Here is a 22,056-nt window from a genome sequence, read left to right as displayed (position 1 = left end):
CCGGCTCGGCTCCAGCGCCGCACCGGTCCATCCGGCTCGGCTCCGCGCCGCACTCCCACCGCACGCCCGCGCACCGCGCACCGCGCAGCGGCGTGCCCGCACGCCCTCTTCCGGGCGTTCCCGCTTCCCATCGTGGACAGATCAGGAGACTCCCCATGTCCCCACCCCGTCGTGCCATTCTGCGTGAGCTCGCCGCCGTTGCCGCGCTGGCCGTGCTCACCGCCACCGCCACCGCCGGCTGCGCCGGTGACGCGGCAGCCGACGGCACCCAGGCCAGCGAGCTGCGCTACCAGGGCTCGGTCGGCCAGGTCACCCTCCCCGAACTCGCCGCCGATCTCGGCTACCTCGGCGACGTCAAGCTCAGGTGGATCGGCAACGTCACCGGTGGCCCGCAGGACATCCAGGCCACTGCCACCGGTCAGAGCGACTTCGGCGGCGCGTTCAACGGCGCCATCGTCAAGCTCGCCACCGCCAACGCCCCGATCACCGCGGTGGTCAGCTACTACGGCTCGGACGCGCACACCTTCCAGGGCTACTACGTGCTCGACGACAGCCCGGTCCGCAGCCCCCGTGACCTGATCGGCAGGAAGGTCGGCATGAACACCCTCGGGGCGCACGCCGAGGCCGTGCTCAAGACCTGGCTCGCCCGCGGCGGCCTCACTCCCGCCGAGATCAAGCAGGTCGAGCTGGTCGCCCTGCCACCTGTCAATACCGAGCAGTCGCTGCGGCAGCGGCAGATCGACGTCGCGGTGCTCGGCGGGGTGATCCGGGACAAGGCGGTCGCCAGCGGCGGCATCCGCACCATCTTCACCGACTACGAGCTGCTCGGCGCCTTCAGCGGCGGCACCTACGTCTTCCGGGACGACTTCATCAAGCGCAACCCGGAGACCGTCAAGGCGTTCGTCACCGGGGTCGGCAAGGCCATCGAGTGGGCCCGCACCCAACCCCGGGAGACAGTGGTCGCCCGGATGCGGGACATCATCGGCAAGCGCGGCCGCAATGAGGACCCGTCGCTTGTCGCGTACTGGAAGAGCAGTGGCGTCGCTGGCCGTGGCGGCGTGATCGGCGAGCAGGAGTTCGGCACCTGGATCGACTGGCTCGCCGCCGAGGGCGAGATCAAGGGCGACCGTCCGAAGCCGGGCGACATCTACACCAACCGGTTCAACCCCTTCGTGGACGGGGGGAGCGCGTGAGCACCGACAAGATCCTCTTTGATCGGGTGAGCAAGACCTTCCCGGTCCGCGCCAGCCGGCGTGGCGGCGCCGGCGCGGTCACCGCGCTGGACGAGGTCACCCTGGGGGTACGCCCCGGCGAGTTCCTTGTCGTCGTCGGCCCCAGCGGCTGCGGCAAGTCCACCCTGCTCGACCTGCTCGGCGGGCTCACCGAGCCGACCGCGGGGCGGGTGCTCGTCGACGGTCGGCCCGTCACCGGCCCCGGCCTGGACCGGGGCATCGTCTTCCAGCAGTACGCGCTGCTGCCCTGGCGCACCGCCGCCGGCAACGTCGCGTTCGGCCTGGAGGCCAAGGGGGTACCCCGCGCCGATCGCGCCGCCCTGATCGAGCACCACCTGGACCTGGTGGGCCTGCGCGGGTTCGCCGACCGCTACCCGCACGAGCTGTCCGGCGGGATGAAGCAGCGAGTGGCCATCGCCCGCAGCCTCGCGTACGACCCGGACGTGCTGCTGATGGACGAGCCGTTCGCCGCCCTGGACGCGCAGACCCGCGACTCGTTGCAGGACGAGTTGGTGCGGATCTGGGCCCGTACCGGCAAGACGATCGTGTTCATCACCCACGGCATCGACGAGGCCGTCCACCTGGGTCAGCGGGTGGCGGTGCTGACATCGCGGCCCGGGCGGCTCAAACAGGTCATCGACATCGACCTCGGTGACCGGGACGCGGTCGAGGACGTCCGCTCCACCGACGCGTTCCGCCACCACCGTCACCAGATCTGGACCCTGCTGCGGGACGAGGTGCGGGCCGCGCAGGCCGCCGAAGGCGCCACCGGCAGCCGCACCGCGCACACCGGAGCAGTTGGTGCTCGTACTCCCGTCGTCGCCGGAGCCGACGCGCGGCGCGCGGCGCCGGCGGCGGCCCACACTGAGGAGGCCCGCGTTGGTTGACATCGCCGAACGTCCCGCCCGGCTGGCGGCCCCGGCGGCCGTGCCCGACGCGGTGGCCGCCGTCGGACCCGGCTCCGGCGGGCTTGCCGGCCGGCTGCTCGGCATCGGCGCGAAGGTGCTGCACCGCACCGTCGCGATCGTCGCGCTGGCCGCGATCTGGGAGGGCGCACCTCGGCTCGGGCTGGTGGACCGGGTCTTCCTGCCGCCGCTGTCCGAGGTGCTGGTGGCCTGGTGGGGGTTGCTGCGCAGCGGGCAGCTCGCCGAGCACGTGGGCGCGAGCCTCACCCGGTCGTTGGCCGGGCTCGGCCTGGCGGTGCTCACCGCCATCCCACTCGGGTTGCTGATCGGCTGGTACCGGCCGCTCGCCGAGCTGCTCAGCCCGCTGCTGGAGGTGTTCCGCAACACCGCCGCGCTGGCCCTGCTGCCGGTGTTCGTGCTCATCCTCGGCCTGGGGGAGACTTCCAAGATCGCCCTGGTGCTGTACGCGTGCTCCTGGCCGATCCTGCTGAACACCATCGCCGGGGTGAAGGGCGTCGACCCGCTGCTGATCCGGTCGGCCCGCTCGATGGGGCTCAACCACCTGCGGTTGTTCCAGAAGGTGATCCTGCCGGCCGCGGTGCCGACCATCTTCACCGGCGTCCGGCTGGCCGGGGCGTACTCGATCCTGGTGCTGGTCGCGGCCGAGATGGTCGGTGCGAAGGCCGGGCTCGGCTACCTCATCAACTACGCGCAGTACAACTTCGCGATCGCCGACATGTACTCCGGGATCATCACGATCTCCGCCATCGGCCTGGTCGTCAACCAGCTCCTCATCGCCCTCGAACGTCGCTTTTCCACCTGGCGCGTCGACGTCTCTGCCGGATAGGACGGACACCAATGACCCGCACTCTGCACCTCAACGCGTTCCTGATGGGCGTCGGCCACCACGAGGCCGCCTGGCGGCACCCCCGCACCGACCCGCGTCGGGTCACCGACGTACGGCACTTCCAGGAGCTGGCCCGGATCGCCGAACGCGGCACCCTCGACTCGCTCTTCCTCGCCGACGGTCTGTCGGTCGGGCCGAACCCCCGGCACAACATCCAGGCCGTCTTCGAGCCGCTGACCCTGCTCGCGTCGCTCGCCGCGGTGACCGAACACATCGGTCTCATCGCGACGGTCTCCACCACCTACAACGAGCCGTTCCACGTCGCCCGCAAGTTCGCCTCGCTGGACCACCTCAGCGGCGGTCGGGCCGGCTGGAACATCGTCACCTCGGCCCAGGAGCGGGAGGCGGTCAACTTCAACCGGGACAGCCACCCCGAACACGCCGACCGTTACCGGCGGGCCGCCGAGTTCGTCGACGTGGCGATCAAGCTCTGGGACAGCTGGGAGGACGACGCGCTGGTCTTCGACACCACGGCCGGGGTGTTCGCCGACACCGACCGGGTGCACGAGGTGGCGCACCGCGGGCCGGAGTTCCAGGTCCGTGGCCCGCTGAACATCCCCCGGGGGCCGCAGGGTCGACCGCTGCTGGTGCAGGCCGGCTCGTCGCCGGACGGCATAGCCTTCGCCGCCCGCTACGCCGAGGCGGTCTTCACCGCGCAGCAGACCCTCGCCGACGGGCAGAGCTTCTACGCCGAGCTGCGCCGGCAGGTCACCGCCGCCGGCCGGGACCCGGACCTGGTGAAGGTCCTGCCCGGCATCGCGCCGGTGCTCGGCGGCACCGAGGCCGAGGCGCGGACGCTCGCCGCCGAGCTGGAGGAGCTGATCGTCCCCGACTACGCCCTGGCCCAGCTCTCCGGGATGCTCGGCATCGACCTGACCGGCCTGCCGCTGGACGGGCCGCTGCCGGAGCTGCCGGCCGCCGGCACCGTGCAGGCCCACCAGAGCCGCTACCAGCTCGTCACCGAGCTGGCCCGCCGGGAACAGCTCACCATCCGCCAGCTGATCGGCCGGCTCGGCGGCGGTCGGGGTCACCGGGTCGTCGCCGGTACGCCCGAGCAGATCGCCGACCAGATCGAGCTGTGGTTCACCCAGGGCGCCGCCGACGGGTTCAACATCATGCCGCCGCACCTGCCCGGCGGGCTCGCCGACTTCGTCGACCACGTGGTGCCCGTGCTGCGTTCCCGTGGGCTGTTCCGCACCGAGTACGCCGGTCGGACGCTGCGCGAGCACTACGGCCTGCCCCGACCGGCCAGCGCGTACGCCGCGTCGGGCCTGGTGCCAGCATGACCACGGTGGAGCACCCCGCGGCGGACATCGCCGGGCTGCGACCGGTGAACCCGGACCTGTTCCGCGCTCTGCTGCGGCGCCAGGCCAGCACCGTCACAGTGGTCACCGCTGTCGCCCGCGCCACCGACCCCGCCTGCCTCGGCGGGATCGGCGCGCCCATCCGTGCGGGCTTCACCGCGACCTCGTTCACGTCGGTGTCGCTTGACCCTCCGCTGGTCTCGTTCTGCCTCGGGGTGGCGTCGTCGAGTTGGCCGGTGCTCGCCCGCGCCGAGCACGTCGCCGTGCACCTGTTGGGCGCCGGGCAGCGGCAGGCCGCCACTGTCTTCGCGACCAGCGGCATCGACCGGTTCGCCGCGTACCCGGACTGGACATCGGGACCGTTCGGGGTGCCGCTGCTCGACGACGTGCTGGCCCGGCTGCTCTGCCGGGTGGTGCACCGGGTCCCGGCGGGCGACCACACGCTGGTGATCGCCGAACCGCTGGCGCTCGGCGACGGCGGCGACGGCCCGCCGCTGGTCCACCACCGGGGCGGCTACACCACCGCCGTGCCAACGTGAGCGGGGTCACCACTGCCGACCTGCTCGCGTTGGACCGGGCCGCCCAGGACCTGCTGTTCCGGGCAGCCCGCACTGCCAACACGTTCACCGACGAGCCGGTCACCGACGCCCAGGTCGCGGCGATCCACGACCTGGTCCGGTACGGGCCGACCGCGTACAACGGTCAGCCGCTGCGGGTGTTGCTGCTCCGCACGGCGGCGGCGCGGGCGCGGCTGCTGCCGTACGTGTCGTCGAGCAACCGGGCGAAGACGGCCAGCGCGCCACTGGTGGCGGTGCTCGCTGCCGACCTGGACTTCCACGAACGGCTGCCCGAGCTGTACCCGCACCGGCCGCAGGCCCGCGACTGGCTGAGCGACAGTCCGTCCCGCGCCGAGCAGGCCCGGTTCAGTGCGACCCTCCAGATCGGCTACCTGCTGGTGGGCGTACGTGCCGCCGGGTTGGCCGCCGGCCCGATGGCCGGGTTCGACGCCGCCGGGGTGACCCGCGAGTTCTTCTCCGACGGCCGGCACGAGGCGCTGCTGCTGCTCAACCTGGGCCACCCCGGCCCGGACGCCTGGGAGCGGCGGCTGCCCCGACTCAGCACCGAGGAGGTGGTGTGGACGCTGTGAGCCGACCCGGGGTCAGCGGGGCTCCCACGCGTCGGGCAACGCGGTGAGCTTGCGGACGTGCGCGGGCAGTCGACCGCTGACGATCTCGGCGAGGCTCACCTCGTCGACGACCCGCCGCACGGCGGCGCGGACCGCCACCCACAGGCCGGGCAGGTTCTCCGCCGAACCCTCGTACCGGGTCTCCTCGGGGCGCAGCCCGCGTACCCCGGCCAGTGGGCCTTCGACGGCGCGCAGCACCGCGCCGACTGTCACCTCGCGTGGTGGCCGGGCCAGCGTGTAGCCGCCCTCGGCGCCGCGTTGGGCGCGGACGACGCCGGCCCGGCGCAGATCCGCCAGGACCGCCTCCAGGAACTTGCGGGGCATGTCCTGCTCCGCGGCGATGGCCTGGGTGGACATCAGCGAGGGGTACGCGGTGGCGAGGCTCAACGCCGCCCGTACCGCGTAGTCGCCGCGCGCGGAGATCTGCACCCTGCCATCATGCCCGCCCGGTGCCGCCCGGCCCTCCGGCGGGCGACCCGGGTCTCGTGGCGTGCCCGCCGTTGGCGGGTTCGCCGGGGGTGCCGGGGCGGAACCAGCCGCCGTTGACGCCCGTCGAGTCGGCCGGCGGTCGAGGTCGGACCACCCGGCCGGCCACCGCCTGATCCCGGCCGGCCCGGAACGCGCCGGGGCTGACCCCGACCTCGCGGGTGAAGAAGCGGCCGAAGTTCGTGGGCTCGGAGAAGCCGAGCCGCCTGCCGATCTGGGCGATCGGCTGATCCGTCGCGGCCAGCAACCGGCCGGCCTGCAACGCGACCCGCTCGTCGATCACCTGTTTGGCGCTGCGGCCGGTGACGGCCAGGCAGGCCCGGGTCAGGGTCCGCACCGAGCAGCCGAGTTCGGCCGCGTAGTCGTCCACCCGCCGGGTGTGCGAGTAGCCGTGCTCCACCTCGCTGCGGAACCGGTGGAACGTCTCGTCCTCGGGTCGGGACGGCGGCCGGTCGTCGTGGGCCACGGCCAGCCGCAACAGCAGCACTGCCAGTTGATGCCGGAGCAGCGCGCGGGCGGTGGGGCCGTCGGGGTGCCGGCGACAGTCCACCGCCAACTGGCTCACCTCGCTGATCACCGCGTCCTCGTCCTCACCGGCCAACTGCCGCCAGGTCGCGGTGGTGGTCAGGTCGACGTCGAAGCCGTGCAGCGCCTCGGGATCCCAGGCGACCACTGTGGCGTCGAACTGCGGGCCGGCGCAGCGCAGCACCTGACCGGGGCGGACCCGCAGCAGCGTGCCGGGACGGCAGGGCAGCAGGTGAAAGTCGAGTTCCGCGTCGCCGTGCCCACGCGTGGTGAGAATCAACAGCTCCCGCTCGACGATCACCGGCCGACGCCAGCCCGGGGCACCGGCAAGATCGGCCAGCGCGAACGTGGCTATCTCGTCGGTGACGGGAGACGCCGTTCCGATCGATGGCGCGGGGGAGGGATCGGTGGAGACCATCGCCTGCGACGGTAGCCCGAACCGCAGGTCACCGCATCCCGATCGGCGTTCGCAGCGGAATCCGCGGCAAGCTGCGGGCTTGTCCCGGTCCCGGCGGCCGGGCTACGTTACCCGGCGGTAGCGCCATCGGTCCGCGGTCCACCCGGTATCCGCCGGTCACCCGACCGGCCGGCGGCACCCGCCGACTCGCGATGGGATGGGCATGACGCAGCTGTTCTCGGTCGAAGGTAAGACGGTCCTGGTCACCGGTGGCTCGCGGGGGATCGGGCTGATGATCGCCCAGGGCTTCGTCAGGGCCGGCGCACACGTGATCATCTCGTCCCGCAAGGCGGATGTCTGTGAGGCCGTGGCCACCACCCTGTCCGCCGAGGGCCGCTGCGAGGCCATCCCCGCCGACCTCAGCGACGACGCTGGCGCCGAGACGCTGGCCGCCGCCGTGCGCGAGCGCTTCGGCCGCCTCGACGTGCTGGTCAACAACGCCGGCGCGACCTGGGGCGCACCGTTGAAGGACTACCCCGAGGCCGCGTTCGACAAGCTCTGGGCGGTCAACGTCAAGGCCGTCTTCCGGCTCACCACCGCGCTGCTGCCGGCGCTACGCGCCGCCGCCAGCGCCGACGACCCGGCCCGCGTGATCAACATCGGGTCCATCGACGGCATCCGGGTGCCGATGATGGAGGTGTACGCGTACTCGGCCACCAAGGCGGCCGTGCACATGCTCACCCGCAGCCTCGCCCACCAACTCGCCGGTGAGCAGATCACCGTCAACGCGATCGCGCCCGGCCCGTTCGAGAGCAAGATGATGGCGTTCGCGCTCGACGACCCGGCGAGCCGGGCCGCCATCGAACAGCAGGTGCCGCTGGGCCGCATCGGGCGCCCCGAGGACATGGCCGGCACCGCCATCTACCTCTCGTCGCGCGCCGGCTCATACCTCACCGGGGCGGTCATTCCCGTCGACGGCGGCATCACCACGCACGGCTGAGCACCGGCCGACCCGGGGGCGCACTGTCCGCGTACCCCTGGGTGTGTGTGCCGGGGCCGCGCGGACTCGGCAGATCCGCGCGGCCCCGGTGTGGCCGGTGTTGCCCGTTCGGGCGGTCAGCGACCGGCGAGCAGCCGGTTCACCGCCGTGTCGACGTCCAGGTGCTCGGCCTCACGGCCGCGCGGGACGACGACGTAGGTCCGTCGAAGGAAACGCACCAGGACGCTGCGCGGCACCTCGAAGAGGGCGTTGCCGTCCGGTGACGAGAGGGCCAGCGCGACGAAGTCGCCGCGCGGTGTGGCCCAGGGCCAGACCCGCACATCCCCGATGCCGGCCGGTTCGTCCAGGCCGGTGACCAGAAGTTCGCGAGCGAACGACCAACTCACCGCCTCGCCCCCTGCCGATTCGGCATGGAACAGGACATGGACCGCATACGGGTCAGCAGGGTCGTAACGCAGACTGGCACGCACCGGCAAGGCGGTGGCGTCAGGTGCGACGAGCCTTAGCGACGTCTCGACCTCTACGGTCGTCGGTCGGATGACACTCATGGACGTTCTCCCCCCGGCACCGCTGCGGAACGCGCGTGTCCCGCTTTTCCCATACTCAGGTGCTACTCCTGGCTACGCTCCGCCATACGCTGACTTCACCCAGTGGTGGGAAGGGGGACGGAAAGGCCGCGTGAATGTGAGCATTCATGTAGGATTTCCGGTTCTGCCCAGTGCGTGATCCCGCCCGGTATCGGGTGGCTCAGTCGTCGACTTACTCCGGTAACGTCCAGTCGGCCGTTGCAGTGACGGGCCCGAGCGACACTGGGGGGTGAAATGGTGACGAAGCAATCCTCAGTGGATCCGGCGGCGGCGCCCGGCCCGCCGAAAGTCGGGGTCCGAGCAGCCGAAAAGCGGGGGTACGGAGTGCCGATGGAGCAGCCCGAACGGGCCGGTCGGCCGGCGTCCGACGCCGGTCGTCCCGGCGGTGATGGCGCCGGTCGTGGTGGCGACACCGCCGGTGGTCGTGGCGGCGGCACCGGTGCCGGTGGAGTCGCCGTGCAGGAGCGGCCGAGACGCCCCCGCTGGCGCGAGCGGATCTCGCTGACCCTCGACCTGATCCGCGCCAACCCCACCGGCCGGATCGCACTCAAGATCTTCATTGCGATCGCCGGGGCGCTTGTGGTCACCATCGGCATCGCCCTCATCCCGCTCCCCGGGCCCGGCTGGCTGCTGGTGATCGCCGGCCTGGGCATCTGGGCAGTCGAATACCACTGGGCGCGCCGGCTGCTCGGCTTCACCCGCCGCCACGTCCACGGATGGACACGCTGGGTTACGAGACAATCGCTGCTGGTGCGAATCGTGCTCGGCTCCGTCGGCCTGGTCTTCGTGGCCACGGTGGTCTGGCTGTCCCTCAAGTACAGCCTCGGCATCGACGTGGTGGCCGAGGCGATGCACTACCTCGCGACGCACTGACCCCGGATTTCCGGTCCGGTTCCACGATCGGGTAGAGTCAGTGGCGCTGAGGGCGATTAGCTCAGTGGGAGAGCGCTTCGTTCACACCGAAGAGGTCGCTGGTTCGATACCAGCATCGCCCACTCTCAGTTCTCGCAAGTCAGAGGCCGCTTTCCGAGTTCGGGAGGTGGCCTTTCTGCTGTTGTACAGCACCTCCGTCAGCGCCCGAGTGAGTCGCCAAGGCGTTTGAGTGCGCCTCTGGTCGCCTTCGTCGATACCTGCGTGCAGATCTCCATCGTCGCGGAGAAGCGGGCGTGCCTGAGCACCTGCGTGGCGACTCTGGGGCGGACGTCGAGGTCAGCGAGCAGCGTTGCGCAGGTTCGGCGGGCGTCGTGGACGATGATCGGCCTGACGTCGGCCAGCCGGAGATTTCCGGCATGGCCGCACGGTGCAGGGCTTGGGCGTTCCGATCGACGGCGGCGCCGGGCCGGTGCAGGGTGGGCGGGGTGGACACGGGCTTCTCCTGTGGGGTGGCAGCAGACCGGAAACAAGCACCATCAGCCGTGGACGTTGGTCCGCTGGTGGTGTTCGTCTGGTCTCCTGGCACCGCAGGCAGGGCGGCTGACGCCGGAGGGCGGATTCGTGTTGGTGCCACGTCCCCCGACGGTCGTGTCCTCTCGCGCTCGTGGACGCGGTGACGGGGGCAAGCACGGGTGTGGAGCGTGGGAAGCCGGCATCGGACCTGTGGCCGAAGGCTGCCCCCACCCGTGTAGGTGGGCGAACCGGGGCCATCGTGGACGGCAGTCAAGCCGTGCTGGGCCACTCAGCGGATTCGGAGAACTGGCGCTGGGACCGGTGCGATCGAGAGCCGGCGGGGCGTGACCCGCATCAGCGGCAGGAAGGCCGCTCGCATCTCAGAGGTCGAGTCTAGCGATCCGGCAGGAAGGCCACGCTCGTGCTCGACAAGCGCCAGAGGAGCACCGGGTACCGACCGTCAACCCGCCCTGACTCCACATTAGTGATTGGCGATCCCGCCACACCTCGCAGTTCTTCAACTCAGCAAACGCACTCGAAGGACAAGCTGCTACTCGCCGGGCGACCGCTGCAGGCCCGTCATGCTCTTGTACTCGCCGGCGGGCGCTGAACCAACCCTATGCAGCAGACGCTAGATTCCTTGACATCAATCGCCGCGAGATCTTCCCGGTGGAGGTTGGCATGGCTGGGATGCTCTACTACCCGTTCGCAAACGCGCCGGAGCCCGTTCTCCAGCAAGCGATCTTGTATTGGGACGACCTCGCTACGGTCGTAGCGCCAGGATGGGAGGACCGGCTAAGCGCACGGATGAAGGAGGTCCAGGACGCCGGCCTTTACCGGCCGCTTGAGGCTCACCAGGCGTTCGGGCCCTTCACGCTGCACGAGATCGAGATGGAACTCGATCATGCGCTGAAGCAAGTGCCGCTCGATGCCCTGATTCCGCCAGCTGAACCCCCGCATGGTGAGTTCAGCACTCTCCATGTGGACAAGCTGCACAAGAGTGTCGTGAAGGAGCTGCTCCAGCGGAGGCTGGTATACAGGCACCCTGGCAGCTCTTCGCGTTTGGTCGCCGCGCCGGCGCTGCTCAACGTCGTCGTCAGCCTCATCGCGGGGCGTATCGCTGCCGGCATCAACACTCAGTCGGGCTGCACCGGCCCCGAAGGGCTACGCCCGCACACTGACATCAAAGCGGCGCACCTCCTTGGCACGGACCCGGCTTCCGGCTACGACGTGACGGCGTGTTGGCAGGTCAATTTGGGCCCGCTCCTGCCGGTACCACGAGACGATGTGATGATCGGTGATCTGGTGCGCTTCAGGACGAGATACAACGCCGAGCGACAAAGACTGATGCTTGCCATCGACGACCTCCTTCATAAGCTGAAGCAAGCTGACCGTCACCCTCAGGACGCCTATCGCCTGGTGGAGCGAGAACTGAGCGAAGCGACGGCGGAACTGAATGCCGCCGCACGCAGCGCGAAGTGGAGCTGGGTGGCCCGTCCGGTCGCGGCTTTTGTCGCCCTTACTGCCGGCTTTGGAGCCGCCGCGCAACCAGACCTGAACGTACCTCTGATGGCTCTCTCCGGCGGAGCGGTCAACGTCGCAACGACCCGGTTGCGGCGGGACGTCAGTAGGGGCGTCGCCGACTACAGGTACCTGCATCGGACGCAGAAACTTGTCGGAGGGGCCGGCTGAGCTGACGATCCCGCCACTGCATAGACGGACGCTGCTCCGAGCTGGCAACCATGCCCGACACGGACCTGCTGCGGCGAACTTGCAGGAGGGGCGTTAGGCAGCGAGGCAGCAAGGAGGTAGCGCGAGCGTCGTTGCAGCGCGATCCCGGCTGTCAACCGGCAAGGCCGAGCACCTGCTCGTCAATGCGGGTCGCCATCAGTTGGCAGTGGCCGACAGTTTTAGTCCGCATCCCCCGACGGGAGTCATGAACGGCGGGCGGAGGTGCCCGCAGCCGACGAGATGCCGTTGCGGCGGCTCACCACAACTCATCGAGGGCCGCGATCTGCTTGCGGAGGGTTCGGGCGTCCCCCGGCGGCAGGACTGCAACGGCGACGTCCAGGATCCATCGCAACTTGGGCGGGTCCGGACAGCACTCCATCACCCCGCAGCCGGCAGTCGGGTCCCACAGGCGGCGCCAGGGGTGGCGCATGAACCATGACCAGGTCCGCAGTGCATCAGACACGGCCCGGTTCCAGAGGCGGGTGCGTTCGAGGTAGGCGATGGCTTTCAATCCGCGGGCCGAGAGCCCGGGGATGACGGAGGTTGACCCGTCAAGCGGTTGCCGGTAGATGGAATCGGCACGAAGTTGTGCGGGGCGCCTACGCGGCATTGCCCTTTCGTGGAGTCGACATGCCGATCATCGTTGCACACCCGCGTTCGGCTCACCTGCCGACAAGATGCATGCGGGTCATCAAAGATCAGGCCGTCTCCAGGCCGTCGGAGGTGAACCAGCGGTGACCACCGATGACAATCGAGGACGCGTCCAGGCCCCAGTTCACAGGACGTCTCGTCCAGCTTGGCTGACTGCGCTCGCGATCGATAGGACGAGAAGTGTTGAGACGCTTACTCCTGCGGCCGGGGAGTGAGCCAGGCCAGGGGTTGCCCGGTGAGAGCGGCGTCGGCAAGGCGGTGGGGGCTGGCGGTCTCCAGAGCGGATCGCGAGCTGTCGATCCAGCTCTGCACGTTGTCGACGCCTTGGTGGCGGTACTCGACGGCTTGGATGAGGCATTCCAGCTTGTCCGGCTTCGAAGATAAAGTTCATCGCTCCGGCGGCGTCGTGATCGTCGGTCATCTGCCCGTCCCTGTGCCGGTGAGTCCGTCCGCCCGCAGGCTGTAGACGATGGGGGTCAGTTCCTGCCGCGACTGCGCGGAGATCCGGTCACTGTCCAGGAGCGGGACACTGCGGTCGAGGAGCGCCCGAGTCGCGGCGGGGTTGTCGAGAGCGAGACCGCGTCGTGCGGCCAGCAGAGCCCAGGCGTTGTGGATGTTGAGGTCAACGAAGGGATGCCCTGGTTCGAGGCGCTGGACCAGGTGCCGAAAAAAGATTGAGCCGTGCCAGTCAGCGAGCGTTTCGGGCATGAAGGAGTCGTCGCGGTGGCGGTACGGGATCTCGCCCACCCAGTAGGCCGAGTAGTTGAGGGCTGCTCGCTCGCAGGCGTCGTCGGGATGTGCGCGAGCGATGAAGTCTCGTAGCGGTTCGGGGTCGCCCTGGTTGGCGAGGGACGTGACGACGGAGCGGGCGTCGGGCCACAGCGGTGACCAGGTGCGAAAAGTGGTCGTGCGGCGTGCTCGGGCGGTGGTCTGGGTGAGCCAACCTGCTGCTGCCCTGGTGGGGTCCATGCCGGCAAGGAAGCATGCTTGCCGGTGCAGCAGCACGTTCCGATGCCGTCCGGTCGCGGTGCGATCGGCGAGCACGTGAAGGTGAGCGAAGAACGCACGCTGCTCGTCGACGGTCAGGGTCGGCCCGGACGCGACTGGACCCCGCCGGGGATGGGCGATGGGTAGCCCTCTGGCGAAGGTCGGTGCCTGCCCGAGGACAGCCCAGAGGATCAAGTCGGTCAGACGGTGGGCGAGTACGGACCAGCCCAGCGGCCGATCTGCTGGGCAGGGTCTGGGGCTGTCGTCACGGTCACTTCCCGGATCGAAGGGCACCGGAACAGGTCGTCGGTTCGGTGCCACGATTCGTGGGGTACCTGCCAGAGTGGTTCATGCCCTTGAGCGCGTACCACCTCAGAACCTCGGTCGCCGTGTCCGACATTCAGAAGGCAGTGGCCTTCTACGAAGGCGCGCTGGGCCTGCGGGCGTTGCGGTCCGGCCCCAGCGCCACCATCGCCGACGGCAGCCGCGTCTACGGCTCCGGTGGCGGGCCGGCGTTGAACGTGTACCAGTCGGTCACTGCCGGGAAGACCCCGGCGACGCTGGCGACGTGGTACGTCGACGACATCGACCAGATTGTCGAGGAGCTCTCCTCGTCCGGCGTCGAGTTCGTTCGCTACGAGCAGCTTGAGCACGACGTCAAGGGGATCACCGCGCGGGCCGGAGGTGGACGTATCGCGTGGTTCCAGGACCCGGACGGCAACACCTTCGCTCTCGAAGCCGACGTATGACCTCCTGGCTCCCGTTACCCCGCAATCGTGTGGACTGCGGCCTCTGAACGGGCGGACTTCGACTCTATTTCCACAGGGCAACTATTGCCTCATAGCAAGATCCTTCCCTGTCGATGTGCCCACTGTTCGATGTGTTCACCATCTTGATTACGAGCGGGGGGTACCCACCTTCCACTGTGGTTGCTGCCAGTCTCGGCTGGCATTCACTGAGTGACCATGGGGGGATTAGTGAGAAAGCTTTCCTGGGGTGGCGTTGTGTTGCTCGCCGCGTCGACCGTCCTCGCCGCGCCGGTGGCCGCGCCGGCCGCTGCCAAACCGGTCCCGGGTCCGTAACCGCCCACTAACGTAAAGGATTGCCGCCTGGCGCTCGGATTCCTCTTTCGGCATCAGCTCCTCAACCCCGTCGGTCCGTAGTGCATCAGACACGGCTTGGTTCCTGAGGCGGGTGCGTTTGGGGTATGCGATGGCTCCCAATCCGCGGGCCGAGAGCCGCCACCGCATTCCGGCCAACCGGGGGCACTGGCCCACCAAGGCGCAGCAGTGAGCAACGAAGCGGAGCAGCGGATCCTGGCCGTGCATCTGCATGGGCACGGACGGCCTGTGCGAGGGCTGTCGGGCGTGCGGTCGCGGCTCACGCCGTACCCGTGCTGGCAGGTCGAATGGGCGACCAGCCGGCAGGCGCGGTCTCTGACGGCGGCGCTGCTCGGAGGCCGCGTATGACCACGCATGGCCCTGTTCTGCCGATCTGGAGTTGCGGCGGCTGCGATGCGCCGTGGCCCCGCCGCAGCCGGCAGCGCGAGCTACGCGTCGAGTTCACCTGGGTGCCCAACTGGTGCGGGCCTCCGCGGACCTGACCTGGGTGCCGGCGGGTGCGCCGCACAGACGCTTGCTCGGCTGGCTTCGGTGAGCATCCTTCGACGCGCTGACGAGAGGTTCCACGCCAGCGACAGCTCGCACAAGTGGACCCACACGGGCTGGTCGAGCGTCCACCCGGCCCCCAGCTATTGACGGGGGCCGCCAGATTTTGTCGGCGGCTGCGGGGTGGCGGCTGCGTCGTTCGTTTGGGCGCGGGCCGTCAGAGCGGGTCGAGGCGGCGCTTGAGCAGGCAGAACTCGTTGCCTTCTGGATCGGCCAGGACGTGCCAGGACGCATCCGCGGGCTGACCGATGTCGACGAGTTTGGCCCCGGCGGCCAGGAGGCGTTCCAGCTCGGCGTCCTGATCGCGGTCGGTGGGGTTGACGTCGATGTGCAGCCGGGCCTGCCCGTTCTTCGGCTCGTCGTCGCGGATGAGGAAGATCGTCGGCTGCGGGCCGCCGAACCCTTCGCGCGGGCCTATCTCGATGTAGAGCTCCGCTTCGCGATCGAGCTCTATGAAGTCCAGGACCTCGCACCAGAACCGCGCCAGCGCCTCGGGGTCGCGGCACTTGAGCACGAGCTCACCGATACGGCATGCCATTTGACGAAACCTACTCTCAGCACGGGAACTGCCGGGGCTGCCGCACGCGGATCTCATGGGGTCCCTGCAGTGAGAACAAGCTCGCGATCGTACCTGGCTGTGGAAGTGTCCCGCTGTTGCGTCAGTGATCCGCCGAGGCGCTTGGGTGCGCCAAGGTCGCCTTCGACCAAACCGGGGCGTCGACCTCCGTTGTTAGGGGCAGCGGCTTGCCGGAGGACCGGTATGGCAACTCGCGGGTGGGGCTCGGGTCAGCCAGGCTGCACCCGACGAATGTCCGGAGGTGATGAGACGCCCCCACCGGTCCGAAGCCAGCGGGGGCGCAACAGTTTGCAGCCGCCTGAGGCTACTGTTCGGCACCGACAAGGCTTGGCGAGTCGCCCTCTCCCGACACCTTCGCACTCACCAGCGAGGTGAGCACCGACAGCACCGCCGCACCGGACGCGATGCCACCGGCCGCTGCCCAATCCGCCTGCCATGCGTTGAACACGACGTCAGCGCCCCAGTAGAGCAACAGACCCTGCGCGGCGCTCTTCACCGCCCGCTCGGCGGTGGCCTTCCAGAACTTTGTGGTGAACATTGTGGTACCTCCAGGGGTAGGTTCATCGGACGGTCCATACGTCAAGAATGCCTGGTCAGGGGCGGTTGGTGCTTGCCGCGCTGTCCGGGGTCGCCGGCCCACGGCAGCGGCGGTGACCAGAACGCGATCCGGGCGCAAGCCGAGAGCGTCCGGGTCGAGGCCGACGCGTTGAGGCGCAGCAGGCGGGGAAGGTGACGCGCGGCCTGTGACGGTCATGAGGCGGCAGGCAGGCCGGAAGCGTTGGGTTGGTGGGGCGCAGCGCCGAGTGGGTCAAAGCTGGATCGCATCGCGCGTCCGTGGTGCTCGCCGCCCGCTCGCTGACAGTGGCAGATCAGTGCGACCGGTCTTGTGGGCTGTCCACCCCGCCGGGGCGGCGGCGGAGGCCGGTAGCGTATTCAGACTTGGTCGGCATGCCGATTCGCCGGGGTCCACGGCAGGCCCAGCATCTCAGTTGCGCCCGGCGAGAGACCCGTGATTATGCAAGCCTCCGGCGGTCGTCGCCAATCGGAACACCGCAGCGTCAGATTGACCTGGTCCACGCGCTTTCCTTCAGCGGCCCTGGTCGTGGTGCCGTTGTCCTGATAGCCCATGGCCCGCGAGGCGCCCAGCGAAGCGTGGTTCGTGATCCAGGCCGCGGTGTCCGCCCGCTCGGCGCGCAGACCGTCGAAAGCCAGATGCAGGACGGCCTCCCGCATGGCTTTGCCGTACCCGGCACCTTGAAACTGGCGGCCCACCCAGGAACCGGTGGAGGCGGTCTTGGTCACGGCGAAATGCTGCGCTCCGATCTCCTGCACGCCGATGATGTCGCGGCCAACGCGAGCGGCGAGCATCAGGTTCCACTTCTCGGGTCTCCAGTCCGCGAACGCGGCCCAGTAGTAGCGCAGGAAGCGGCGTTCGGCCTCGGGTGAGGCGACGTCTTCCCACCCGCCGACGGGAGTGCGTGGAAGGTATTGGTTCTGGGGGTCGTAGATGCCTTCCGCGGCGAGCCGCGCCAGTCTCTCCAGCGCCTCCTGGTCCGGGACGAACAGCTCGACCGTGGGCGTGCGCACGCCTATGCCCAGTACCGGCCAGATATCTACGAGCGCCATGCATCCATCATGATCGCCAACGGCCGGAGAGTCATCCCTGGTCCAGGCGCTTGTTCGGTGAACACCGTAGCGAATTACCACTTTCGACGGATGTGCGCGTCGGCTTATCAGCGCCGTCGCCATCAGGATCTCGGGTGATGCTGCCTGCGTGGTACGGCACGGCGTGAGCTCGGCGCAGATGGCAGCTTCAGCCTGGCGAAGCAAAATCGCCTTGCAGCTCTCAGCTATCGTCGGAGAACGATCTGAGAAGGAATCGACATGCCTGTGTCTCCAGCGCTGCGATGACCCGGTCCGGACGACACCAGATACTGCGTTGGGCGGCCGCTGCGCTCACAGTGCTCGTCGGCGTAGTCCTCGTGGTCACCGTTATCCGATTCATCCCGGCCTACCGGGCCGAACCGACGCTTTCCGGCCAGTCCGGCTACCTGGGCACGATCCTTGGCGCGGTGGCTCTGCTTGTCGTGATGGTGCAGTGCCTGCGCTGGCTGGCCCGTCGAGAGGAGCCACTCGGGCTGCTCGCGCGACTGCAGTTGAAGGTCGCCAGCGACGTCGCCGCCCGGGCCGCGCAGATGCGCCGGACCGCGGAGGACATCGACCTGGCGTACGGGGCAGGCGGCGGACCCGATACGACGCTGAAGGCGCTCGCCGACGGGCTGCGGCACCGGCAGACACGGGTGGTCCTGGTCGCCCACCCCGGCCGCGGGAAGTCGTACAGCACGCTGCGGATCGCGCTGGAACTGGTCAACGACGATCCGCGGGTGCTGCCACTGGTCGTGCCGTTGAGCCGCTGGACCGGTCAGAACGACATAACGGCCTGGCTGGCCGGCTTCGTCGCGGTCGAACTCAACGTGTCCCGCCGATCCGCCCGGGAGCTGATCGAGTCGGGCGACGTGCTGCCCCTGTTTGACGGACTTGACGAGCTCTGCAGCACGGATGAGGCCGTGGAGCCAGCCGAGTGGTTCCTCCAGCGGCTCGTCGAGTGGCGGCTGCGCGGCAAGCGGCCGCCGTTCCTGCTCACCTGCCGCCAGACCACCTGGCGGGCGATCCGGGCGGACCTGCGCGAACATCACACCTTGACCGCGTACACGGTTCGGCCGGTCGACTACGCCGCCGCCACGACCTACCTGTCGCGCTCCATCGGCGGCACCGACCGCTTCCCCGCGGCAGAGAGCCTGGCCGAGTCGTTGCGAGACGCCGGCCAAGTGAAGGCGCTGAAAAGCCCGTGGCAGCTGAGCATGGTGGCGGAACTGGCCCGCAATCGGCGGGCGGTCGGTGGTTTCTCTGCCCAGTTGGTCGCCGGCGCAGAGGCGGCTGATGTCAGGTCGCTGGTGGCACGCTACGTGGAGTCAGTTGTCCTGACAGGCCCGATGTGGCGTCGTCTCCGCAACGTCGCTGACCTGTACTGGCTGTCGCGGTACGCGCGCCACTTGGAACACAATCGCATCACCCAGGCCAGCTTCGCAGGAAGGACCCTGCCGTCCCGCGACATCGTGCTGCACCGACTCTGGCCGATCGCAGGCCGCCGGGCGCCGCGCTTCGTGGACTTCGCCATGTGCGTACTGTTGTCCGCTCCCGGCTTCGTCTGGCTGACTCTGTTCCTGTGGCCGCGCGGGTGGCTCGGCCGCGCTGTCCTGCTTGTCGGCGCTGTGACGTGGGTGGCGATGCTGGCGCGGACGAGCACGAAGCCGTGGGTGCCCGCGGCCACCCCAGACTGGTCCCGGCTAGGCAATCCGCGCTTCTTTCTGCCGCAGGCGGCAACGGCCCTGCTTGTCGGCGCGGCCGCCTGGTTGCTCATTGGCCCGTTGGTCGGGCTGATCGGATTCGCCACCTCGTGGCTCGCGATCGGGCTGACCGTGGGGTTCGGACAGACCCTGGCTACCGATGCCCGCCCGGAGATCGTCGGTCCGCTCGGCGTCCTACGCCACGAGCGCACGGTATCCCGGCTCTCCGCGGCGGTCGTCTGCCCGGCAGTGGTGTGGGGCTTCAGTTACAGCTGGGGTTTGTGGCCCGGCGCCGTGCTGGGTATCGGTTACTGCGTACTCGTCGGCGAGACGGTTGCCTGCGCGCTCTGGCGGCGCTACCTCGCGATGATCGTCGCCTCGGCGTTCCGGATGCCTCCGGCGCCGGCCCGCTGCCTACAGCGAATGTGCGCGTTCGGCTTCCTGCGCCCAGCTGGCATCTCGTATCAGTTCCGCCACGACGACCTGCTGTCGCACTTCGCCCACCGGCACGACGCCCGTGCTCACCTGCGTCGAGTGAGAGCCCGGACGGGCGCTCGCCAAAGGCCAGACCGCTGGTCGAGTGAGTCAACGTGAATTCAACGCCTACTCCGGCAGCGGGGTGTGAGTCAGTGCGGAGACCCGGCAGAAATTCGCGCAGCGGAGCTGGCCCGGCGGGGAGTTGAGGGTGATGGCAAGATCGGTCCGTCACTCGGGACGTCCCCTGGGAGTGAGCCGAGAAGGCCTGTAGGAGGAAGCGTGCCGGACGCGCTGGACCTTCTGGCCGGCCCGGTCTGCCTCGGATTTGGCGTGGTGTTCACGCTGCAAGCAGTTCGGCGCTTGTGTGATCCTGGTGCTCGCGGTGCGCATCCTCTTGCGCCTGGTACAGGAACGGTCACGCCGAGCAGGTTGAACAAGCCGGCTAGACAATCATCAGTTGCATCGGCCGCGCCGATGATCTCGTGGTCGGTTCCCGTTCGGCGATATTCGAGCAGCCTGGTCTGGACGAGTCGACGGCCGAAAGCAGCGAGCGCTGATCTTCGAACAGTTCCTCGAGCTGCGGCGCTACCGTTCACCGCATGATCATCAGGGCGACGCCGCATTGCCAGTGCCGCCGGGTTCGCGGGTCTTTTCGCTCGTCGGCGGGAGGTGCCGGCGGCGCTGCGAGGTTGAGAAGGTTGAGTACGTCAACAAGAGGCGGATCGTGCCGGTCACCGCGCTCGACGTGACCCTCGCCCACGGCCGAGAGCGCGCACGTCGGCGCACTCCGCGGCTGTGGTCTGCGCGAGCAAGCAGTGGGCGCAGGGGAGTGTCAGAATCGTGTCGACGGAGCCGGTGCGTGGGGCGAGGAGAAGACATGAGTGACTGGAACGACAAGATCATCGCTGAGTTTCGCGACAACGGTGGGCAGGTCGGCGGTCAGTTCGCTGGCGCGCCACTGCTGCTGTTGCACACTGTCGGCGCCAAGAGCGGCCAGCCCCGCGTGAACCCGATGATGTATCAGAAGGTGGACGGTGGCTATGCCGTGTTCGCGTCCAAGGGCGGCGCCCCCAGCAATCCCGACTGGTACTACAACCTGCTCGCCGACCCGAAGGCCCAGGCGGAGATCGGTACGGACAAGGTCGAGTTGGTAGCCAGAGTTGCCGCCGGGGACGAACGGGAACGGATCTGGAGCGCGCAGAAGGCCGCGTACCCAGGCTTCGCCGACTACGAGCGGAAGACCACCCGCCAGATCCCAGTCGTCGTACTGGAACCCAGGCAGTAGAGGGTCACCTCAGACAGTCGTCGGCGTGCCAGCCATGTCTCAGTCATCTCCGTATTCGTCCACGTCCAGCTCCGCCCCTGTGTGGCGAAGGAACTCCAGGGATCGGCGATCGAGGTGCCAGCCGAGACGGTGCTGCTGGTCGCCATCGTCGTCATTGAAGTAGCGCACCACCTGAAGTGTCGAGGGAGATCGCGCGAACGCATCGAGAAATACACGTACTGGTGTACCCGCATGACCCCGATCGTGGCAGTGAACCGGCACAGCAAACACCCGCAATACCAGGGCATGCCCGATCCGTGCCCGACACCGCTGTCAATAACGGAGTCGGCGGTGGTGGGTGTGCGCCGCTGCGAGCCGGCATGGCAGGTCAGACGTGTCCCGTGGGTCCGTCGGCGGGGCGTACTCCCGCCGACGGACCTCAGCAGCAGACGGAGCCTACGGTTTGCGGGCGAGGAGCCCGACGAAGGTGTGATAGGTGTCGGTCTGCACCGTGGCCGGTGCGTCAGGCTCTGGACGCCACTCGGCCAGCGGCACCAGCCCCGGCTCCAGCACCGTCAGCCCGTCGGCGAACGAGAGGATCTCCTCGTCGGTGCGCCAGCGGCCGGTGCCCAACGATTCGTTGAAGACCCGCTCGACCTCGCGCGCCTTGCGGGAGCCTTCCGGGTCTCGCTCGCCCGGGTCGCGGAAGTGCGAGATCGCCACGTAGCTGCCCGAGGGCAGCGCGTCGATCAACGCGGCGGCGACCGCCTTCGGGTCCTCGTCGTCGCCAAGGTGGTGCAGGATCGCGAAGAGCAGCAAGCCGATCGGCCGGTCGAAGTCGAGGAACCGGCGCACGTCCGGGTGGTCGAGGATTTCCCGCGGCTCCCGGATGTCCGCCTGGATCACCGTCGCGGTGCCTTCCGCGGCGAGCAGGGCTCGCCCGTGTGTCAGGACGATCGGGTCATTGTCCACATAGACCACCTGAGCCTTCGGGTTCTGCTCGGTGGCGACCTCGTGCACGTTGCCCTGGGTGGGCAGCCCCGATCCGATGTCGAGGAACTGGTCGATGCCCGCCTCAGCGACAAGGAAGCGGATCACCCGACGCAGGAAGGCCCGGTTCGCCTGACCGGCGGCCGGCCCGTCCGGGGTGATGCGCAGGGCGTGCTCGGCGACCCTCCGGTCGGCCTCGAAGTTGTCCTTGCCACCCAGGAAGAAGTCGTAGACCCGGGCCACGCTGGGAATGTTGGGGTCGATACCGGGGGGTGCCGCCTTGTCGCGGGTCACAGGCGTCTCCATTCGATGGGGATTGGCGCAGGTCGAGGTCTGCGGCGGTGCCGGCGTTCCGGCGAGTGTAACGATCGGGCGGGTTGAATTTTGCCCCACTGGTATCGCTCCCAGTGAATCGTCCCATCGGTAATGGCGACACCGGGTCGCGGCCGG

20 protein-coding genes, 1 tRNA gene and 3 pseudogenes are annotated in these 22,056 nt (G+C 69.1%); 13 read left to right on the top strand and 11 right to left on the bottom strand.

Annotated features, from left to right (window positions below):
- Positions 1-155: 155 nt before the first annotated feature.
- The 6 genes from MED01_RS27975 to MED01_RS27950 are packed head-to-tail and all read left to right on the top strand — an operon-like array spanning position 156 to position 5,495.
- Positions 156-1,193, top strand: a complete 1,038-nt coding sequence (locus MED01_RS27975; protein ID WP_238671506.1) for an ABC transporter substrate-binding protein — start codon at positions 156-158, stop codon at positions 1,191-1,193.
- Complete coding sequence (locus tag MED01_RS27970) at positions 1,190-2,119, top strand: ABC transporter ATP-binding protein (RefSeq protein ID WP_238671505.1); 930 nt, start codon at positions 1,190-1,192, stop codon at positions 2,117-2,119. The genes MED01_RS27975 and MED01_RS27970 overlap by 4 nt, the downstream gene beginning before the upstream one ends.
- A complete protein-coding gene (locus MED01_RS27965) occupies positions 2,112-2,984 on the top strand; it encodes an ABC transporter permease (protein ID WP_238671504.1) in 873 nt (290 codons plus the stop codon). The genes MED01_RS27970 and MED01_RS27965 overlap by 8 nt, the downstream gene beginning before the upstream one ends.
- An 11-nt stretch (positions 2,985-2,995) precedes the next feature.
- Positions 2,996-4,330 carry an LLM class flavin-dependent oxidoreductase gene (locus MED01_RS27960; RefSeq protein WP_238671503.1) on the top strand — a complete coding sequence of 445 codons (1,335 nt, stop codon included), beginning with the start codon at positions 2,996-2,998 and terminating at the stop codon, positions 4,328-4,330.
- Entirely contained in the window at positions 4,327-4,887 is a 561-nt protein-coding gene (locus MED01_RS27955; protein WP_238671502.1) for a flavin reductase family protein, read from the top strand. Before MED01_RS27960 ends, MED01_RS27955 begins: the two co-directional genes overlap by 4 nt.
- Positions 4,884-5,495 (top strand): malonic semialdehyde reductase, encoded by a 612-nt coding sequence (locus MED01_RS27950; RefSeq protein ID WP_238671501.1) that lies wholly within the window; start codon positions 4,884-4,886, stop codon positions 5,493-5,495. The genes MED01_RS27955 and MED01_RS27950 overlap by 4 nt, the downstream gene beginning before the upstream one ends.
- A 12-nt stretch (positions 5,496-5,507) precedes the next feature.
- Here the strand turns inward: MED01_RS27950 and MED01_RS27945 are convergent, their stop codons facing one another.
- Together MED01_RS27945 and MED01_RS27940 are read right to left on the bottom strand one after the other, a co-directional pair.
- Positions 5,508-5,963, bottom strand: coding sequence for an RrF2 family transcriptional regulator (locus MED01_RS27945; protein ID WP_238671500.1), 456 nt, complete (start codon positions 5,961-5,963; stop codon positions 5,508-5,510).
- A 7-nt stretch (positions 5,964-5,970) separates the two neighbouring features.
- The gene (locus MED01_RS27940; protein WP_238671499.1) at positions 5,971-6,963 is read right to left on the bottom strand and encodes a helix-turn-helix transcriptional regulator; all 993 of its coding nucleotides are present in this window, start codon (positions 6,961-6,963) and stop codon (positions 5,971-5,973) included.
- A gap of 202 nt (positions 6,964-7,165) precedes the next feature.
- On the opposite strand from MED01_RS27940, the gene MED01_RS27935 reads away from it, so the two are divergent.
- Positions 7,166-7,942, top strand: coding sequence for a glucose 1-dehydrogenase (locus tag MED01_RS27935; RefSeq protein WP_238671498.1), 777 nt, complete (start codon positions 7,166-7,168; stop codon positions 7,940-7,942).
- A gap of 116 nt (positions 7,943-8,058) precedes the next feature.
- On the opposite strand, the gene MED01_RS27930 is transcribed toward MED01_RS27935, so the two are convergent.
- Positions 8,059-8,490 (bottom strand): SsgA family sporulation/cell division regulator, encoded by a 432-nt coding sequence (locus MED01_RS27930; RefSeq protein WP_007457244.1) that lies wholly within the window; start codon positions 8,488-8,490, stop codon positions 8,059-8,061.
- A 294-nt stretch (positions 8,491-8,784) separates the two neighbouring features.
- On the opposite strand from MED01_RS27930, the gene MED01_RS27925 reads away from it, so the two are divergent.
- A complete protein-coding gene (locus MED01_RS27925) occupies positions 8,785-9,402 on the top strand; it encodes a TIGR02611 family protein (protein WP_372493735.1) in 618 nt (205 codons plus the stop codon).
- 50 nt (positions 9,403-9,452) lie between these two features.
- Positions 9,453-9,524 (top strand) — tRNA-Val (locus MED01_RS27920).
- Positions 9,525-9,599: 75 nt separating this feature from the next.
- On the opposite strand, the pseudogene MED01_RS27915 reads toward MED01_RS27920, so the two are convergent.
- Positions 9,600-9,794 (bottom strand): annotated as a pseudogene (locus tag MED01_RS27915) (site-specific integrase); the annotation flags it as partial.
- Positions 9,795-10,596: 802 nt separating this feature from the next.
- Here MED01_RS27915 and MED01_RS27910 point away from each other — a divergent pair.
- Positions 10,597-11,607 carry a DUF6236 family protein gene (locus MED01_RS27910; protein ID WP_238671496.1) on the top strand — a complete coding sequence of 337 codons (1,011 nt, stop codon included), beginning with the start codon at positions 10,597-10,599 and terminating at the stop codon, positions 11,605-11,607.
- A gap of 882 nt (positions 11,608-12,489) precedes the next feature.
- Here MED01_RS27910 and MED01_RS36465 read toward each other — a convergent pair.
- Positions 12,490-12,666: pseudogene (locus MED01_RS36465) on the bottom strand (HD domain-containing protein); the annotation flags it as partial.
- 48 nt (positions 12,667-12,714) lie between these two features.
- Positions 12,715-13,527: pseudogene (locus MED01_RS27905) on the bottom strand (transcriptional regulator); the annotation flags it as partial.
- A gap of 146 nt (positions 13,528-13,673) precedes the next feature.
- Here MED01_RS27905 and MED01_RS27900 point away from each other — a divergent pair.
- On the top strand, positions 13,674-14,033 hold the full coding sequence (locus MED01_RS27900) for a VOC family protein (RefSeq protein WP_238671495.1): 360 nt from the start codon (positions 13,674-13,676) through the stop codon (positions 14,031-14,033).
- 1,075 nt (positions 14,034-15,108) lie between these two features.
- Here MED01_RS27900 and MED01_RS27890 read toward each other — a convergent pair.
- The 3 genes from MED01_RS27890 to MED01_RS27880 form a co-directional block, all read right to left on the bottom strand.
- Positions 15,109-15,489: a VOC family protein gene (locus MED01_RS27890; RefSeq protein WP_238671494.1), complete on the bottom strand. Its 381-nt coding sequence runs from the start codon at positions 15,487-15,489 to the stop codon at positions 15,109-15,111.
- A 343-nt stretch (positions 15,490-15,832) separates the two neighbouring features.
- Entirely contained in the window at positions 15,833-16,066 is a 234-nt protein-coding gene (locus tag MED01_RS27885) for a holin (RefSeq protein ID WP_088990712.1), read from the bottom strand.
- A gap of 395 nt (positions 16,067-16,461) precedes the next feature.
- Positions 16,462-17,154 carry a GNAT family N-acetyltransferase gene (locus tag MED01_RS27880; protein WP_238671493.1) on the bottom strand — a complete coding sequence of 231 codons (693 nt, stop codon included), beginning with the start codon at positions 17,152-17,154 and terminating at the stop codon, positions 16,462-16,464.
- Positions 17,155-17,435: 281 nt separating this feature from the next.
- Between MED01_RS27880 and MED01_RS27875 the strand changes: the two genes are divergently transcribed.
- Together MED01_RS27875 and MED01_RS27870 are read left to right on the top strand one after the other, a co-directional pair.
- The gene (locus tag MED01_RS27875; RefSeq protein WP_238671492.1) at positions 17,436-19,469 is read left to right on the top strand and encodes an NACHT domain-containing protein; all 2,034 of its coding nucleotides are present in this window, start codon (positions 17,436-17,438) and stop codon (positions 19,467-19,469) included.
- A gap of 760 nt (positions 19,470-20,229) precedes the next feature.
- On the top strand, positions 20,230-20,637 hold the full coding sequence (locus MED01_RS27870; protein ID WP_238671491.1) for a nitroreductase family deazaflavin-dependent oxidoreductase: 408 nt from the start codon (positions 20,230-20,232) through the stop codon (positions 20,635-20,637).
- A 39-nt stretch (positions 20,638-20,676) separates the two neighbouring features.
- On the opposite strand, the gene MED01_RS36215 is transcribed toward MED01_RS27870, so the two are convergent.
- A complete protein-coding gene (locus MED01_RS36215; RefSeq protein WP_238671490.1) occupies positions 20,677-20,805 on the bottom strand; it encodes a hypothetical protein in 129 nt (42 codons plus the stop codon).
- Positions 20,806-21,072: 267 nt separating this feature from the next.
- On the bottom strand, positions 21,073-21,900 hold the full coding sequence (locus MED01_RS27860) for an SAM-dependent methyltransferase (protein WP_238671489.1): 828 nt from the start codon (positions 21,898-21,900) through the stop codon (positions 21,073-21,075).
- Positions 21,901-22,056: the final 156 nt, after the last annotated feature.

This window comes from Micromonospora alfalfae, assembly GCF_022230925.1.
Lineage (GTDB): Bacteria > Actinomycetota > Actinomycetes > Mycobacteriales > Micromonosporaceae > Micromonospora > Micromonospora alfalfae.
Note: the sequence above shows the minus strand (reverse complement) of the source record. Positions and strands in the feature narration are given on the sequence as shown.

Coding starts and splice junctions, on each gene's coding strand:
- MED01_RS27975 (WP_238671506.1), top strand. CDS start 156: ATGTCCCCACCCCGTCGTGCCATTCTGCGTGAGCTCGCCGCCGTTGCC.
- MED01_RS27960 (WP_238671503.1), top strand. CDS start 2,996: ATGACCCGCACTCTGCACCTCAACGCGTTCCTGATGGGCGTCGGCCAC.
- MED01_RS27955 (WP_238671502.1), top strand. CDS start 4,327: ATGACCACGGTGGAGCACCCCGCGGCGGACATCGCCGGGCTGCGACCG.
- MED01_RS27940 (WP_238671499.1), bottom strand. CDS start 6,963: ATGGTCTCCACCGATCCCTCCCCCGCGCCATCGATCGGAACGGCGTCT.
- MED01_RS27935 (WP_238671498.1), top strand. CDS start 7,166: ATGACGCAGCTGTTCTCGGTCGAAGGTAAGACGGTCCTGGTCACCGGT.
- MED01_RS27930 (WP_007457244.1), bottom strand. CDS start 8,490: ATGAGTGTCATCCGACCGACGACCGTAGAGGTCGAGACGTCGCTAAGG.
- MED01_RS27910 (WP_238671496.1), top strand. CDS start 10,597: ATGGCTGGGATGCTCTACTACCCGTTCGCAAACGCGCCGGAGCCCGTT.
- MED01_RS27890 (WP_238671494.1), bottom strand. CDS start 15,489: ATGGCATGCCGTATCGGTGAGCTCGTGCTCAAGTGCCGCGACCCCGAG.
- MED01_RS27885 (WP_088990712.1), bottom strand. CDS start 16,066: ATGTTCACCACAAAGTTCTGGAAGGCCACCGCCGAGCGGGCGGTGAAG.
- MED01_RS27880 (WP_238671493.1), bottom strand. CDS start 17,154: ATGGCGCTCGTAGATATCTGGCCGGTACTGGGCATAGGCGTGCGCACG.
- MED01_RS27875 (WP_238671492.1), top strand. CDS start 17,436: ATGACCCGGTCCGGACGACACCAGATACTGCGTTGGGCGGCCGCTGCG.
- MED01_RS27870 (WP_238671491.1), top strand. CDS start 20,230: ATGAGTGACTGGAACGACAAGATCATCGCTGAGTTTCGCGACAACGGT.